This window comes from Streptomyces sp. NPDC025651 (genome assembly GCF_055558735.1).
Genome location: NZ_JBVHLZ010000005.1, coordinates 363,927 through 378,878, shown reverse-complemented (window position 1 = coordinate 378,878; position 14,952 = coordinate 363,927). Strand labels below are relative to the sequence as shown.

Sequence of the window (14,952 nt, the reverse complement as noted above, 5' to 3'; positions counted from 1 at the left end):
GAACAGGAACGCCCCCTGTTCTCCCCGGCTTCTCGTATGTCGCGTCTGCGGGATGTCTGTGGCTGGTCGCGCAGTTCCCGCGCCCCTTACGGGGTGCCTCTTCGGGGGACTACGCCACGTTGACCCGCTGCCCCGGAGGCGCCGCCTCCAGCCAGGCAAGGAAACCCGTGAGCGCGTCCTCGCTCATCGCCAGTTCGAGACGGACGCCGCGGTGCAGGCAGCCGAGGACGATGGCGTCGGAGAGCAGGGCCAGCTCCTCCTCGCCGTCCGGTGCGCGGCGGTCGACGACCTCGATGGCCGAACGCTCCAGGACCCGGCGCGGCCGGGGAGCGTACGAGAAGACTCGGAACCACTCGATCCGGTCACCGTTGTAGCGGGCGACGCCGTAGCCCCAGCCCTTGCCGGAGGTGTCGCCCTTCTCCGGGGCGTTCCAGCGCAGGCTGCAGTCGAAGGTTCCGCCGGAGCGCTGGATCAGCCGGCGCCGCAGCCCGAAGACGAAGAGCCCCACCAACACCAGCACGATCAAAGCAAGTCCGCACACGAGCAGAGTGAGGATCATCGGCACCGACCTCCTCGCCTCTTCGAAAACGGACCACTACATTGCACCCGCATTGCCTCAGCCGCGACCCGGTCCGGAAGTGTTCCCGGACCTGGCCGCGGCTGAGTCACGTTACGCCGCGCGCTGGGGTCAGCGCGTCGCCACCGCACGCAGTCGGACGTCGGCACGCCGCTCGGCGGAGGCGTCGGCCTCCGACTTCGCGCGCTCCAGCGCCCGCTCCGCACGCTGGACGTCGATCTCGTCGGACAGCTCCGCGATCTCGGCCAGCAGCGACAGCTTGTCGTCCGCGAAGGAGATGAATCCGCCGTGGACAGCGGCGACGACCGTGCCGCCGTCGCTCGTACGAATGGTCACCGGGCCCGACTCCAGCACACCGAGCAGCGGCTGGTGACCGGGCATGACGCCGATGTCGCCGGACGTGGTGCGCGCGACGACCAGGGTGGCCTCACCGGACCAGACACTGCGGTCCGCTGCGACCAGCTCGACATGCAGCTCAGCAGCCAAGGGTGGCTCCTCGGGTCACCACCCGGCGGTTCAGCCGGGTGTTGGGTCAAATTCTAGTGGGCGTACGAAGAGGGGCGGGACACGGCCCCTGCGCGGGGTGCACCCGCCCCTCTCCGAGATGAGCTACCGGGCTCAGGAGACGCCGAGCTCCTTGGCGTTCTTCTTGAGGTCGTCGAGACCACCGCACATGAAGAAGGCCTGCTCAGGGAAGTGGTCGTACTCGCCGTCGCAGATCGCGTTGAAGGCCGCGATCGACTCGTCGAGGGACACGTCCGAACCGTCCACGCCGGTGAACTGCTTGGCGGCGTGGGTGTTCTGGGACAGGAAGCGCTCCACGCGACGGGCACGGGCGACGACGAGCTTGTCCTCTTCGCTGAGCTCGTCGATACCGAGGATCGCGATGATGTCCTGGAGGTCCTTGTACTTCTGCAGGATTCCCTTGACGCGCATGGCGGCGTCGTAGTGGTCCTGCGCGATGTAGCGCGGGTCCAGGATGCGGGACGTGGAGTCCAGCGGGTCCACGGCCGGGTAGATGCCCTTCTCGGAGATCGGACGAGAGAGAACCGTCGTCGCGTCGAGGTGGGCGAACGTGGTGGCCGGGGCCGGGTCGGTCAGGTCGTCCGCGGGGACGTAGATCGCCTGCATCGAGGTGATCGAGTGACCACGGGTCGAGGTGATGCGCTCCTGGAGGAGACCCATCTCGTCGGCCAGGTTCGGCTGGTAGCCCACCGCGGAGGGCATGCGGCCGAGCAGGGTCGAGACCTCGGAACCGGCCTGCGTGAAGCGGAAGATGTTGTCGATGAAGAACAGCACGTCCTGCTTCTGCACATCGCGGAAGTACTCCGCCATGGTCAGACCGGCCAGGGCGACGCGCAGACGCGTGCCCGGCGGCTCGTCCATCTGGCCGAAGACCAGCGCGGTCTTGTCCAGAACGCCGGCTTCCTCCATCTCGACCATGAGGTCGTTGCCCTCACGGGTGCGCTCGCCGACACCGGCGAAGACGGAGACACCGTCGTGCAGCTTGGCCACACGGACGATCATTTCCTGGATCAGAACGGTCTTGCCGACACCGGCACCACCGAACAGACCGATCTTTCCACCCTTGACGTACGGGGTGAGGAGGTCGACGACCTTCAGGCCGGTCTCGAACATCTCGGTCTTGGACTCGAGCTGGTCGAAGGCCGGGGCCTTGCGGTGGATCGTCCAGCGCTCGGAGTCGGCGACCGTCGACGGGTCGTCGTTGAGCACCTCACCGAGGGTGTTGAAGACGCGGCCCTTGGTCACGTCGCCGACCGGCACCGAGATGCCCGCGCCGGTGTCGGTGACCGGAGCCTGGCGGACCAGGCCGTCGGTGGGCTGCATCGAGATCGCGCGGACCACGCCGTCGCCCAGGTGCTGGGCGACCTCGAGGGTCAGCGTCTTCTTCGCGCCCTCGGTCGACGGGTCGTCGACCTCGACGTGCAGCGCGTTGTAGATGTCCGGCATCGCGTCGACGGGGAACTCCACGTCGACGACCGGGCCGATGACCCGGGCGACGCGGCCCGTGGCAACGGCCGTCTCAACAGTGGTCGTCATTACTTGTCACTCCCCGCGGTCGCGTCGGCAAGGGCAGCAGTGCCGCCGACGATCTCGCTGATTTCCTGGGTGATTTCGGCCTGGCGGGCCGCGTTGGCAAGCCGGGAGAGGTTGTTGATCAGATCCCCGGCGTTGTCGGTGGCCGACTTCATCGCGCGGCGCGTGGCGGCGTGCTTGGAAGCAGCCGACTGGAGCAGCGCGTTGTAGATACGGCTCTCGACGTAGCGCGGCAGCAGGGCGTCGAGGACGTCCTCCGCCGACGGCTCGAAGTCGTACAGCGGAAGGAGCTCACCCTTGGTGGGCGCCTCCTCCGCGACCTCTTCGAGGCTGAGCGGCAGCAGTCGGCTGTCGGTGGCCGTCTGCGTCATCATCGAGACGAACTCGGTGTACACGATGTGGAGTTCGTCCACACCGCCCTCCGCCGTCTCCTTCTCGATGGCCTCGATCAGCGGCACCGCGACCTTCTTGGCGTCCGCGTACGTCGGCTCGTCGGTGAAGCCCGACCACGACTCCGCGACCTTGCGCTCGCGGAAGTTGTAGTGGGCCAGACCACGGCGGCCGACGATGTACGTGACGACCTCCTTGCCCTCGGCCTCGAGCTGCTCGGTGAGCTGCTCGGCGGCCTTGATGGCGTTGGAGTTGAAGGCGCCGGCCAGACCGCGGTCGCTCGTGAGGAGCAGAACCGCGGAACGGGTGGCCTTCTCCGCGTCGGTCGTCAGCGGGTGCTTGGTGTTCGAACCAGTGCCGACCGCCGTGACCGCTCGGGTGAGCTCGGTCGCGTACGGCGTGGAGGCCGCCACCTTGCGCTGCGCCTTGACGACGCGCGAGGCGGCGATCATCTCCATCGCCTTGGTGATCTTCTTGGTCGCGGTGACGGATCGGATGCGACGCTTGTAGACCCGGAGCTGGGCTCCCATGAGTCAGGTCCCTTCCTTACGTCACTTGGCGGCGGCCGGAGCGTCCTCGCCGAGAAGCTTCCCGTCCGAGGTCTCGAACTGCTTCTTGAACTCCGCGACGGCGTCGCTGATGGCGGTGATCGTGTCGTCCGACATCTTGCCGCCCTCCTTGATGGAGGTCATGAGGCCCTGCTCCTTGCGGTGCAGGTACTCGAGCAGCTCGCGCTCGAAGCGACGGATGTCCTTGACCGGCACCTCGTCCATGCGACCGGTGGTACCGGACCACACGGACACGACCTGGTCCTCGGTCGCCATCGGCTCGTACTGCGCCTGCTTGAGCAGCTCGACCATGCGCTGACCACGCTCGAGCTGGGACTTCGACGCGGCGTCCAGGTCGGAACCGAAGGCGGCGAACGCCTCGAGCTCACGGAACTGGGCGAGGTCGACACGCAGACGGCCGGACACCTGGCGGATCGCCTTGTGCTGCGCGGAACCACCGACTCGGGAGACGGAGATACCGACGTTCAGCGCGGGGCGCTGACCGGCGTTGAAGAGGTCCGACTCCAGGAAGCACTGGCCGTCGGTGATGGAGATGACGTTGGTCGGGATGAACGCCGACACGTCGTTCGCCTTCGTCTCGACGATCGGCAGACCGGTCATCGAACCCTTGCCCATCTCGTCCGAGAGCTTCGCGCAGCGCTCGAGGAGGCGGGAGTGCAGGTAGAAGACGTCACCCGGGTAGGCCTCGCGCCCCGGCGGGCGACGGAGCAGCAGGGACACGGCGCGGTAGGCGTCGGCCTGCTTCGAGAGGTCGTCGAAGACGATGAGGACGTGCTTGCCCTCGTACATCCAGTGCTGGCCGATGGCCGAACCGGTGTACGGCGCGAGGTACTTGAAGCCGGCCGGGTCGGACGCCGGGGCGGCGACGATGGTCGTGTACTCCAGGGCGCCGGCCTCTTCCAGGGCACCGCGCACGGAGGCGATGGTGGAGCCCTTCTGACCGATGGCGACGTAGATGCAGCGGACCTGCTTGTTCACGTCGCCCGAGCGCCAGTTGTCGCGCTGGTTGATGATCGTGTCGACGGCCAGGGCGGTCTTGCCGGTCTGGCGGTCACCAATGATCAGCTGACGCTGACCACGGCCGATCGGGGTCATCGCGTCGACGGCCTTGTAGCCGGTCTCCATCGGCTCGTGCACCGACTTGCGCTGCATGACCGTGGGGGCCTGCAGCTCGAGGGCGCGACGCCCGCTGGTCTCGATCTCGCCGAGGCCGTCGATCGGGTTGCCGAGCGGGTCGACGACGCGGCCGAGGTAGCCCTCGCCCACGGCGACCGACAGCACCTCGCCGGTACGGCTGACCGACTGGCCCTCTTCGATGCCGCTGAACTCGCCGAGGACGATCGAACCGATCTCGCGCTCTTCAAGGTTCAGCGCGAGACCGAGGGTCCCGTCCTCGAACTTCAGCAGCTCGTTGGCCATGGCCGAGGGCAGGCCCTCGACCTTCGCGATGCCGTCGCCGGCAAGGGTGACCGTACCGACCTCCTCGCGCGAGGCCGCGTCCGGCTTGTACGCCTGGACAAAGTTCTCCAGCGCGTCCCGGATCTCCTCCGGCCGGATCGTGAGCTCCGCCATCTGGGTTCCCTGCTCTCCTTGTTGGGCCCGAAGTTTCTTTGGGGGTCTGGGGGCGACCCCCAGGAATCCTCTGCACGGCCCAACTAGGGCCGTAGGTAATGCTTGTTGAGTTACTGGCCGGCCACGCGGCGGCCGGCTTCCTCGATGCGGTCCGCGATGCTGCCGTTGATGACCTCGTCGCCCACCTGAACCGTGATCCCGCCGAGGACCGTGGGGTCCACGTCGAGGTTGAGGTGCATCGGGCGTCCGTACACCTTGGCCAGGGCGGCACCGAGACGCTGCTTCTGCTGGTCCGAGAGCGGCACAGCGGAAGTGACGACGGCGACCATGCGGTTGCGACGGTCCGCAGCCAGCTTGGAGAGGGACTCGAGTCCCTCTTCCAGGCTACGTCCACGCGGCGCGGTCACAAGGCGCTCGATGAGCCGCTCCGTGACGTCCTCCGCGCGACCGCCGAGGAGCCTGCGCAGCAGCTCGGCCTTGGCCGTGCCGGTGGCGGCGCGGTCCACGAGCGCGGCCCGCAGCTCGGTGCTGGAAGAGACGATTCGGCCGAACCTGAAGAGCTCGTCCTCGACGTTGTCCAGCGCGCCGGCCTTCTGCGCGCCGGTCAGGTCGGCGACGTTGGCGAGCACCTCGAGGGCGTCCACCAGGTCACGCGACCGCGACCAGCGCGAGCGCACCATGCCGGCCACCAGGTCGGCGGTCGCGCCGCCCACCTGGCTGCCGAGCAGCCGTCCCGCCAGTTCGGCCTTGGCCTCACCGGACTGCGCCGGGTCGGTCAGGACCCGACGCAACGAGACCTCACGGCCGAACAGCGCGGTGACGGCGGCAAGCTCGTCCGCGAGCTGCTTGGCGTCGACCGAGGTGCTGTCCGTCAGCGCGTCGAGACGCTCGCGCGCGGCGGCCAGTGCCTCGCGGCTCGCTCCGTGCGCTGTCATCGAGCCGCCTCGGCCTTCGCAGCGGCCTCATCGAGTCCGTCGAGGAAACGGTCGATGGTGCGGCTCTGTCGGGCGTGGTCCTCGAGGGACTCACCGACGAGCTTGCCGGCCAGGTCGGTGGCCAGCTGGCCCACGTCCTGACGCAGCGACTGAGCGGCAGCCTTGCGGTCGGCCTCGATCTGGGCGTGGCCGGCGGCGACGATCTCCTCGCGCTGACGCTGGCCCTCGGCCCGCATCTCGGCGATGAGCTGAGCGCCCTGCTCCTGCGCCTCCTGGCGCAGGCGCGCGGCCTCGTGCCGAGCCTCGGCGAGCTGAGCCTTGTACTGCTCGAGCACGCTCTGGGCCTCGGTCTGCGCGGCCTCGGCCTTCTCGATGCCGCCTTCGATCGCCTCGCGGCGCTCTTCCAGAACCTTGTTGATGTTCGGGAGGAACTTCTTGGCGAAGAAGCCGAAGACGATGACGAACGCGATCAGGCCGATGACGAGCTCAGGGATCGGCGGAATCAGAGGGTTCTGCGGCTCCTCCGACGCCAGCTGTACCAGGGAGATCACATCAGTGCCTTCCGTTGAAGTTTCTCGTCAGCCGAGACCGGATCAGGAAGGAACCGGGTAAACGAAGCCCATGACCAGACCGATCAGGGCCAGGGCCTCACAGAGCACGAAGCCGAGGATCTGGTTCTGACGGATGAGGCCGGCGGCCTCGGGCTGACGGGCGAGGGCCTGCGTACCGTTACCGAAGATGACGCCGACGCCGATGCCGGGGCCGATGGCGGCGAGGCCGTAGCCGATCGCGCCGAAGTTGCCCTGGATGTTGACCGCGGCGAGGGTCTCGAGAGCGGACATGCCGTAACTTCCTTCTTTTCACGGGCCGGTGGGGGTTGGCCACCGGATGTATCGGGGGGAGAGAAGCGTGCTCAGTGGTGCTCGGCGAGCGCGCCCTGGATGTAGCTGCAGGACAGCAGGATGAAGACGTAGGCCTGGAGCGCCTGGATGAACAGCTCGAAGATCGTCATCACGATGACCATGACGAACGAGACGCTCGCGTAGGCGATGCCGATACCGTTCAACAGGTACCAGCTCGCGATGGTGAAGATCACCAGCAGGACATGCCCCGCGAACATGTTGGCGAAGAGCCGGACCGCGTGGGTGAAGGGCCGGATGATCATGTTCGACAGGAACTCGAAGAACATGACCATCGGGAAGACCGGGCCGAGCGAGCGGTCGTAGCCGGTGATGTTCTTGAAGCCGCCGACGAATCCGTGCCGCTTGAAGGTCAAGCTGACCCAGAGGATGTACACGATGGCCGCGAGGCCCGCCGGGAAGGCGATGACCGAGGTCACCGGGAACTGGGCGAGCGGAACGATCGACCAGATGTTCATGATCCAGATGAAGAAGAACAGCGAGACCATGAGGGGGACGTACTTCTCGCCCTCCTTCTTGCCGAGCGTCTCGTAGACGACCCCACGACGCACGAAGTCGTAACCGGCTTCGCCGACCATCTGGAGCTTGCCGGGGATCAGCTTCGGCTTGTTGAAAGCCGCCCAGAAGAAGCCGATGACGACGATCGAGCTCAGGAAGGCCAGCAGCATTGGCTTGTTGAACTCAATGCCACCGACGGTGAAAATCGGCTCGAAGAGGAAGGAGTGCAGGCCGGGGGTCGGGAAACCGCACCCTTCAAAAATGTGGCAATCGGTCTCGAAGGCGAGCGTCTGGGCGTTACTCACCGCGAGCTCCTTCAACGTGGCGCATGGGTACGGCAACCTCGATGTGTCGGCGCGGTCGATGTCCGCGGAACGGCACTGGACTGGACTTGCGGATTTGGGGGCGGCGGCTGGGCTCCGAGCCGTAAGGCGTCACAGGCACGGCTGCCGCCCGCGCCAGCTCTGCCGCAGTTGTGGCGAGACCATAGCAAATGAGCGGAGGCCTCCTTACGTCGGCCCTACAGGTCACGATTGCGCCCGCGTGGACTCCGGCTCCACATAGAGGACCTTGGCCTTCATATGGGAGCGCAGCTGCGCCCCGATCCACACCAAAGTGGCGGCGAGCAGCGTAAAGGCGAAGCTCTTGTGGTTGAACGCCGACGTACCGCGCAACGCAGTCAGGGCGACCATCAGCAGCAGAATCTGCACGGTGTAGACCAGCAGGCCCATCATCTGGAACAGATGCGGGAAGGAACGTGCACTGCGCTGGAGGACCACGAGGCCCCCGCCCATGAACAGCAGGACGAGAAGTGTGCCGAAGGTGGCGCCGAGCGCACCCTTGCCGCCGGCCACGGCGGCACTGACCGCGACTCCCGCCACGCCCGCGGCAGCGGTGGGCAGGGCACAGTGAAGGAGAGTGCGGGCGTCGTTGGACTGCATGGCGGCAGCTCCTCCGGCGAAATTTGGGGACGTTGCAAAGCGATCGTCGAGCGAAGGCCCTGACCCGGACACGAACGAGGCGCACCTCATCTGGACGACCGGTCTGGCTTGGGCCGCCTCAATATATCTCGGGTTCTCGTGAACCGTATCACAAACTATTTGATGCAGTCTTTACCCGAAAGTGTGCCGACCGTCACACGAATGGATCAATCGACCACCCCGGATCCGGGCCTCTAATCGATCATGAGGGCGGTTCCGGTCGAACAGAGTGCCTGACGGGGTCTAGTCGCGCTCGTGGGAGCGGACGCGGGACCTCTCCGACAGCGCGGTGCTGCCGTGCAGGTTCAGGGCCCGGACCTCGCGCACCGAGGCGGCCGTGCCCGCGGGAGTCCGGTCGTCCGCGGGCCCGTCGGCCCCGTTGGCCGCGCCGGTCGCCTCGGCCGTGCCGGCCCCGACGCCGCCGCGGGCCGCCACCGTGCCGCCCTGCCCCACCCTGCGCCGGTAGCGCGGCGGCACGAAGGCCTCGGCCCAGCGCGGGATGCGCGGCGTGAAGCGCGGCAGCAGGAGCAGCACGAGGCCGACCGCGCTGAGGACGACGATCAGGAGCAGGATCCACATGCTCGTCGAGTGCACGGAGTAGGCGACGGTGCCGAAGGCGATGAGCGCCGACCAGAAGTACATGATCAGCACCGCGCGGCTGTGCGAGTGGCCGATCTCCAGGAGCCGGTGGTGCAGGTGGCCGCGGTCGGCGGCGAACGGCGACTTGCCGTTCCAGGTGCGCCGCACGATGGCGAGCACGAGGTCGGCGAAGGGGATCGCGATGATCGTCAGCGGCATCAGGAGCGGGATGAAGACCGGGAGCATCGCGTGCGTGGCGTCGCGTCCCGTGCCGAAGTTCAGCTTCAGCGTCGCCGGGTCGACCTGTCCGGTGACGGAGATGGCGCCCGCCGCGAGGATCAGGCCGATGAGCATCGACCCCGAGTCGCCCATGAAGATCCGGGCGGGGTGCATGTTGTGCGGCAGGAAGCCCAGGCACATGCCCATGAGGATGGCGGCGAAGAGCGTGGCGGGGGCCGCGGCCTCGATGCCGTAGCCGTACCAGATGCGGTAGGCGTACATGAAGGACGCGGCCGCCGCGATGCAGACCATGCCCGCGGCCAGGCCGTCGAGCCCGTCGACGAAGTTCACGGCGTTGATGGTGATGACGACGAGCGCGACGGTGAGGAGCGTGCCCTGCCCCGAGGTCAGCGAGACCGGGCCCACACCGGGGACCGGGATCCACAGGATCGTCAGACCCTGCATGACCATCACGCCCGCGGCGATCATCTGCCCGCCGAGCTTGATCAGGGCGTCGATCTCGAACTTGTCGTCGAGGACGCCGATCAGCCAGATGAGCGCCGCTCCGGAGAGCAGCGCCCGCGGTTCGTTGGAGTTCTCGAAGACCGCGTTCAGGTTGGGCAGGTGGTCGGCGACCAGGAGGCCCGCGCACAGGCCGAAGAACATCGCGATCCCGCCGAGCCGGGGCGTGGGCTCCCGGTGCACGTCACGAGCGCGGATCTCCGGCATGGCGCCGGCCACGATCGCGAACTTCCGCACCGGGCCAGTCAGCAGGTAGGTCACCGCGGCCGTGATGCAGAGCGTCAGCAGGTATTCACGCACGGGCTTCCCCACAGGTCTCGCTGGCCATCTCAGCCCCACACCCTAGCTTTGCGGGCATACGGTTGGGGACTTCCGGGTAGCGACGATGGTTGCACGAGTTTGCGCCGGTCACTGACGCCCCCGCCTCCTCCTATCCCGGATACGGCGGAAATCTTCCCACCAGTTCGCGTACCTCCTCGCGTACGTTCGAGTCCTCCCGCACCGCGTCGACCAGCAGTCCCGCGACGCGCACCATGTCCGGAGCGGCCATGCCCTGGGTCGTGACGGCGGCGGTGCCGAGCCGCAGTCCGCGTGCCTCGCCGTGCGGCAGGGCGCAGACGTCGAGGACGATTCCGGCCGCCGCGAGCCTGCCCCGGGCGGTGTGCGCCTCCACTCCCAGGGGTGCGGGATCGGCCAGAACCAGATGGGTGTCCGTGCCGCCGGTGGCGATCGCGAACCCGCCGGCCGCCAGGCCCTCCGCGAGCATCCGCGCGTTGGCGACCACCTGATGGGCGTACGCGGTGAAGGCCGGTGTCGCCGCCTCGCCGAACGCGACGGCCTTGGCGGCGATCGTGTGCATCTGGGCGCCGCCCTGGGTGAAGGGGAAGACGGCCCGGTCGATGCGTTCCGCGAGGTCGGCCCCGCACAGCAGGAGGCCGCCCCGCGGGCCGCGCAGGACCTTGTGCGTGGTGGCGCAGACGACGTCGGCGTACGGCACGGGGCTCGGCGCCGCTCCCCCGGCGACCAGGCCGATGGGGTGCGCCGCGTCGGCGATGAGGTACGCCCCGACGTCGTCGGCGATCTCGCGGAAGGCGACGTAATCGATGTGCCGCGGAGAGGAGATCGAGCCGCAGACGATCGCCTTGGGACGGTGGGAGCGGGCCAGGGCGTGCACCTGGTCGTAGTCGATGAGACCGCTCTCGGGGTCGACGCCGTAGCCGACGAAGTCGAACCACTTGCCGGAGAAGTTGGCGGGCGAGCCGTGCGTGAGGTGGCCGCCGTACGGCAGGCCCATCGCGAGGACCGTGTCGCCGGGCCGCAGCAGCGCGGCGTACGCGGCGAGGACGGCGGAGGAGCCGGAGTGCGCCTGCACGTTGGCGTGCTCGGCGCCGAAGAGGGCCTTGGCCCGGTCGATCGCGATCCGCTCGGCGACGTCCACCAGCTCGCAGCCGCCGTGGTGGCGGGCGCCGGGATAGCCCTCGGCGTACTTGTTGGCGAGCGGTGAGCCGAGGGCGGTGAGGACGGCGGGCGAGGTGAAGTTCTCCGCGGCGATCAGCTGGAGCGCGTCGGACTGCCGGGTCACCTCACCGATGAGGACCTCGGCGAGTTCGGGGTCCTGCCGGCGCAGCGCGTCGAGATCCGTGTACGCCGTGGCGGCGGTGGGTGCCGTGCTGACCGTCATCGTGGGCTCCGGGGCCTCGCAGGGGTGACCTCAGATCCAATGTAGGCCGCTACATGTGCGCGGGCACTCCGGTCAGCGCCGTCACCACGGGGTCGAGCGCCTGGTTGATCTCGTCTCCCACGGAGCGGAAGAACGGCAGGGGCGCCCCGTACGGGTCGTAGACCTCGTCGGCCTCCACGCTCGGTGCCAGGAGCCAGCCGCGCAGCGCGGCGGCGGCCCGCACCAGGGCACGCGCGCGCTCCACCACGCCGTCCCCGTCGGGGTCCGGCAGCGTCGTCGGGTCTATGGCCCGCACGAGCCGCGTGAACTCCTTGAGCGTGAACGTGCGCAGTCCCGCCGAGTGACCCATCGAGATGACCTGGGCCCGGTGGTCGCGCGTCGCGGTGAGGACGAGGTCGGCCCGGATGACGTGGTCGTCGAGGAGCTCGCGGCCCATGAAGCCGGTGGCGTCCGCCCCGAAGTCCGCGAGGACCGTCTCGGCGTTGGTCTCCATGGGGGCGCCCTCGTGGCCCCAGGTGCCCGCGCTCTCCACGATCAGGCCGCCGGTGAAGGGGTCGCCGAGGCGGTCGGCGAGGGCGTGCCTGGTCAGCCGCTCGGTGATCGGCGAGCGGCATACGTTGCCGGTGCTGACGTGGAGGATGCGGAAGGTGCCCGCAGAGCCCGGGAAGCCCGCTATGCCACGCCCCGTCTCAGGGGCTGTCAATTCGCCACCTCGAGGTCGGGTACGACCTTGCGCAGCTCGTCCGCGTCAAGGGCGCCCGCGCGCAGCAGCACCGGCACCTTGCCCGTGACGTCGACGATCGACGACGGGACGATGCCGGGGGTCGGGCCGCCGTCCAGGTACACGGAGACGGAGTCGCCGAGCATCTCCTGCGCGGCGTCGCAGTCCTCGGGTGCCGGGTGTCCCGTGAGGTTCGCGGAGGAGACGGCCATGGGGCCGACCTCGGTGAGCAGCTCGATGGCGACGGGGTGCAGCGGCATGCGGATCGCGACCGTGCCGCGGGTGTCGCCGAGGTCCCACTGCAGGGACGGCTGCTGCTTGGCGATCAGGGTCAGGGCGCCCGGCCAGAAGGCGTCGACGAGCTCCCATGCCATCTCGGAGAAGTCGGTGACCAGGCCGTGCAGCGTGTTCGGCGAGCCGATCAGGACGGGCGTGGGCATGTTGCGGCCGCGGCCCTTGGCGTCGAGCAGGTCGGCGCAGGCCTCGGGCGTGAACGCGTCGGCACCGATGCCGTAGACGGTGTCGGTGGGCAGCACGACCAGCTCGCCACGGCGGACGGCGGACGCGGCCTCGCGCAGACCGGTCGTACGGTCGGTCGCGTCGTTGGTGTCGTATCGCCGTGCCATTTAGCGGGCCTCCTCGTACACGTTCAGGATCTGGGTTGTCACGGCATCGCCTTGCGGGCGGTCGCGAAGCGCGGGCGGTTGTTGAGATCGGGGTGGTCGGCCGCGTCGGCCCAGCCCCGCTCCTCGGTGAAGATCCACGGGACCTGGCCGCCCTGGGTGTCCGCGTGCTCGATGACGACCACTCCCCCGGGCCGAAGCAGCCGGTGGGCCGTGCGCTCGATGCCGCGGATCAGGTCGAGGCCGTCCTCGCCGGAGAACAGGGCGAGCTCGGGGTCGTAGTCGCGGGCTTCCGGAGCGACGTACTCCCACTCGGTGAGCGGGATGTACGGCGGGTTGGAGATCACCAGGTCGACCTGCCCGTCGAGCTCGGGGAAGGCCTCCCTGGCGTCCCCCTGCACGAGCTTGACCCTGGACCCCTCGACGTTCTTCCGCGTCCACCTCAGGGCGTCCTCGGAGAGCTCCACGGCGTGCACCCGCGAGCGCGGGACCTCCTGCGCCATGGCGAGCGCGATGGCCCCGGATCCTGTGCACAGGTCGACGATCAGCGGCTCGACGACGTCCATCGCGCGCACGGCGTCTATGGCCCACCCGACGACCGACTCGGTCTCCGGGCGCGGCACGAAGACGCCGGGCCCGACCTGCAGCTCCAGATAGCGGAAGAAGGCCCGCCCGGTGATGTGCTGCAGGGGCTCGCGTGCCTCGCGCCGCGCGATCGTCTCCCAGTAGCGGGCGTCGAAGTCGGCGTCCTTGACGGAGTGCAGCTCGCCCCGCTTCACGCCGTGCACGAAGGCGGCGAGCTCCTCCGCGTCGTTGCGCGGCGAGGGCACGCCGGCGTCGGCCAGCCGCTGGGTGGCCTGGGCCACTTCCGCGAGCAGCAGGTTCACGCTGGTCCTCCGGGGCGGGTCGTACGAGCGGGTGTGCTTACGCGGCGGCGAGCTTGGCGGCGGAGTCCGCGTCGACACAGGCCTGGATGACCGCGTCGAGGTCGCCGTCGAGCACCTGGTCCAAGTTGTACGCCTTGAAACCGACGCGGTGGTCCGAGATGCGGTTTTCCGGGAAGTTGTACGTCCGGATCTTCTCGGAGCGGTCGACGGTGCGGACCTGGCTGCGGCGGGCGTCCGCGGCCTCCTTCTCCGCCTCTTCCTGGGCCGCCGCGAGGAGCCTGGAGCGCAGGATACGCATCGCCTGCTCCTTGTTCTGCAGCTGGCTCTTCTCGTTCTGGCAGGAGGCGACGACTCCGGTGGGAATGTGCGTGATGCGCACCGCGGAGTCGGTCGTGTTGACGGACTGGCCGCCGGGCCCGGAGGAGCGGTAGACGTCGATGCGCAGGTCGTTGGCGTGGATCTCGACGTCGATCTCCTCGGCCTCGGGCGTCACCAGGACACCGGCCGCGGAGGTGTGGATGCGCCCCTGGGACTCGGTGGAGGGCACGCGCTGCACGCGGTGCACGCCGCCCTCGTACTTCATGCGCGCCCAGACACCCTGGCCGGGCTCGGTCGCGCCCTGGCCGCCCTTGGTCTTCACGGCGACCTGGACGTCCTTGTAGCCGCCGAGCTCGGACTCGGTGGAGTCGATGATCTCGGTCTTCCAGCCGACGCGCTCCGCGTACCGCAGGTACATGCGCAGCAGGTCGCCGGCGAACAGCGCCGACTCGTCGCCGCCCGCGCCCGCCTTGATCTCCAGGATGACGTCCTTGTCGTCGGACGGGTCCCGGGGCACGAGCAGCAGCCGCAGCTTCTCGGTGATCTCCTCGCGCTGCCGCTCCAGGTCCTTGACCTCGGCGGCGAAGTCCGGGTCGTCGGCGGCCAGTTCGCGGGCGGTCTCGATGTCGTCCCCGGTCTGCTTCCAGGAGCGGTACGTCGCGACGATCGGAGTCAGCTCGGCGTAGCGCTTGTTGAGCTTGCGCGCGTTGGCCTGGTCGGCGTGGACCGACGGGTCTGCGAGCTTCTTCTCGAGATCGGCGTGCTCGCCGATCAGTTCCTCGACCGCCTCGAACATCGGGGGCTCCTGGGTTTCTACGCGATGGTTCTACGCGAATTGGCTGCGGGACGGCAAAAGCGCCGGTCCCGGCCACCCCCTTCCCGAGGGCGGCCGATGACCGGCGC

At 68.7% G+C, this 14,952-nt stretch carries 16 protein-coding genes; all 16 read right to left on the bottom strand.

Annotation, left to right across the window (positions count from 1 at the left end; genetic code table 11):
• Window positions 1-109: 109 nt before the first annotated feature.
• The 16 genes from ACZ4D5_RS21050 to prfA all read right to left on the bottom strand — a co-directional run bounded on the left by ACZ4D5_RS21050 (window position 110) and on the right by prfA (window position 14,845).
• Window positions 110-559, bottom strand: coding sequence for a DUF2550 domain-containing protein (locus ACZ4D5_RS21050; protein ID WP_362328826.1), 450 nt, complete (start codon window positions 557-559; stop codon window positions 110-112).
• 129 nt (window positions 560-688) lie between these two features.
• On the bottom strand, window positions 689-1,063 hold the full coding sequence (locus tag ACZ4D5_RS21045; RefSeq protein ID WP_055564402.1) for a F0F1 ATP synthase subunit epsilon: 375 nt from the start codon (window positions 1,061-1,063) through the stop codon (window positions 689-691).
• A gap of 132 nt (window positions 1,064-1,195) precedes the next feature.
• Window positions 1,196-2,638: a F0F1 ATP synthase subunit beta gene (gene atpD / locus ACZ4D5_RS21040; RefSeq protein ID WP_467773882.1), complete on the bottom strand. Its 1,443-nt coding sequence runs from the start codon at window positions 2,636-2,638 to the stop codon at window positions 1,196-1,198.
• Window positions 2,638-3,555, bottom strand: coding sequence for a F0F1 ATP synthase subunit gamma (locus tag ACZ4D5_RS21035; RefSeq protein ID WP_467773881.1), 918 nt, complete (start codon window positions 3,553-3,555; stop codon window positions 2,638-2,640). Before ACZ4D5_RS21035 ends, atpD begins: the two co-directional genes overlap by 1 nt.
• Window positions 3,556-3,576: 21 nt before the next feature.
• Complete coding sequence (atpA, locus tag ACZ4D5_RS21030) at window positions 3,577-5,166, bottom strand: F0F1 ATP synthase subunit alpha (protein ID WP_467773880.1); 1,590 nt, start codon at window positions 5,164-5,166, stop codon at window positions 3,577-3,579.
• A gap of 110 nt (window positions 5,167-5,276) precedes the next feature.
• A complete protein-coding gene (locus tag ACZ4D5_RS21025) occupies window positions 5,277-6,101 on the bottom strand; it encodes a F0F1 ATP synthase subunit delta (protein WP_467773879.1) in 825 nt (274 codons plus the stop codon).
• Entirely contained in the window at window positions 6,098-6,652 is a 555-nt protein-coding gene (locus ACZ4D5_RS21020) for a F0F1 ATP synthase subunit B (RefSeq protein ID WP_467773878.1), read from the bottom strand. Before ACZ4D5_RS21020 ends, ACZ4D5_RS21025 begins: the two co-directional genes overlap by 4 nt.
• A gap of 42 nt (window positions 6,653-6,694) precedes the next feature.
• Window positions 6,695-6,943 (bottom strand): ATP synthase subunit c family protein, encoded by a 249-nt coding sequence (locus tag ACZ4D5_RS21015; RefSeq protein ID WP_030792134.1) that lies wholly within the window; start codon window positions 6,941-6,943, stop codon window positions 6,695-6,697.
• Window positions 6,944-7,014: 71 nt separating this feature from the next.
• Complete coding sequence (gene atpB / locus ACZ4D5_RS21010) at window positions 7,015-7,824, bottom strand: F0F1 ATP synthase subunit A (RefSeq protein ID WP_362328817.1); 810 nt, start codon at window positions 7,822-7,824, stop codon at window positions 7,015-7,017.
• A 222-nt stretch (window positions 7,825-8,046) separates the two neighbouring features.
• Complete coding sequence (locus ACZ4D5_RS21005) at window positions 8,047-8,460, bottom strand: hypothetical protein (protein ID WP_467773877.1); 414 nt, start codon at window positions 8,458-8,460, stop codon at window positions 8,047-8,049.
• Window positions 8,461-8,742: 282 nt separating this feature from the next.
• Window positions 8,743-10,119, bottom strand: a complete 1,377-nt coding sequence (locus ACZ4D5_RS21000) for an MraY family glycosyltransferase (RefSeq protein ID WP_467773876.1) — start codon at window positions 10,117-10,119, stop codon at window positions 8,743-8,745.
• Window positions 10,120-10,249: 130 nt separating this feature from the next.
• On the bottom strand, window positions 10,250-11,500 hold the full coding sequence (locus ACZ4D5_RS20995) for a serine hydroxymethyltransferase (RefSeq protein WP_467773875.1): 1,251 nt from the start codon (window positions 11,498-11,500) through the stop codon (window positions 10,250-10,252).
• Window positions 11,501-11,549: 49 nt separating this feature from the next.
• Window positions 11,550-12,203: an arsenate reductase/protein-tyrosine-phosphatase family protein gene (locus ACZ4D5_RS20990; RefSeq protein ID WP_467773874.1), complete on the bottom strand. Its 654-nt coding sequence runs from the start codon at window positions 12,201-12,203 to the stop codon at window positions 11,550-11,552.
• Window positions 12,200-12,847, bottom strand: coding sequence for an L-threonylcarbamoyladenylate synthase (locus ACZ4D5_RS20985; RefSeq protein ID WP_362328809.1), 648 nt, complete (start codon window positions 12,845-12,847; stop codon window positions 12,200-12,202). Before ACZ4D5_RS20985 ends, ACZ4D5_RS20990 begins: the two co-directional genes overlap by 4 nt.
• Before the next feature lie 38 nt (window positions 12,848-12,885).
• Complete coding sequence (prmC, locus tag ACZ4D5_RS20980) at window positions 12,886-13,731, bottom strand: peptide chain release factor N(5)-glutamine methyltransferase (protein ID WP_362328808.1); 846 nt, start codon at window positions 13,729-13,731, stop codon at window positions 12,886-12,888.
• Window positions 13,732-13,768: 37 nt separating this feature from the next.
• Window positions 13,769-14,845 (bottom strand): peptide chain release factor 1, encoded by a 1,077-nt coding sequence (gene prfA / locus ACZ4D5_RS20975; RefSeq protein WP_362328806.1) that lies wholly within the window; start codon window positions 14,843-14,845, stop codon window positions 13,769-13,771.
• Window positions 14,846-14,952: the final 107 nt, after the last annotated feature.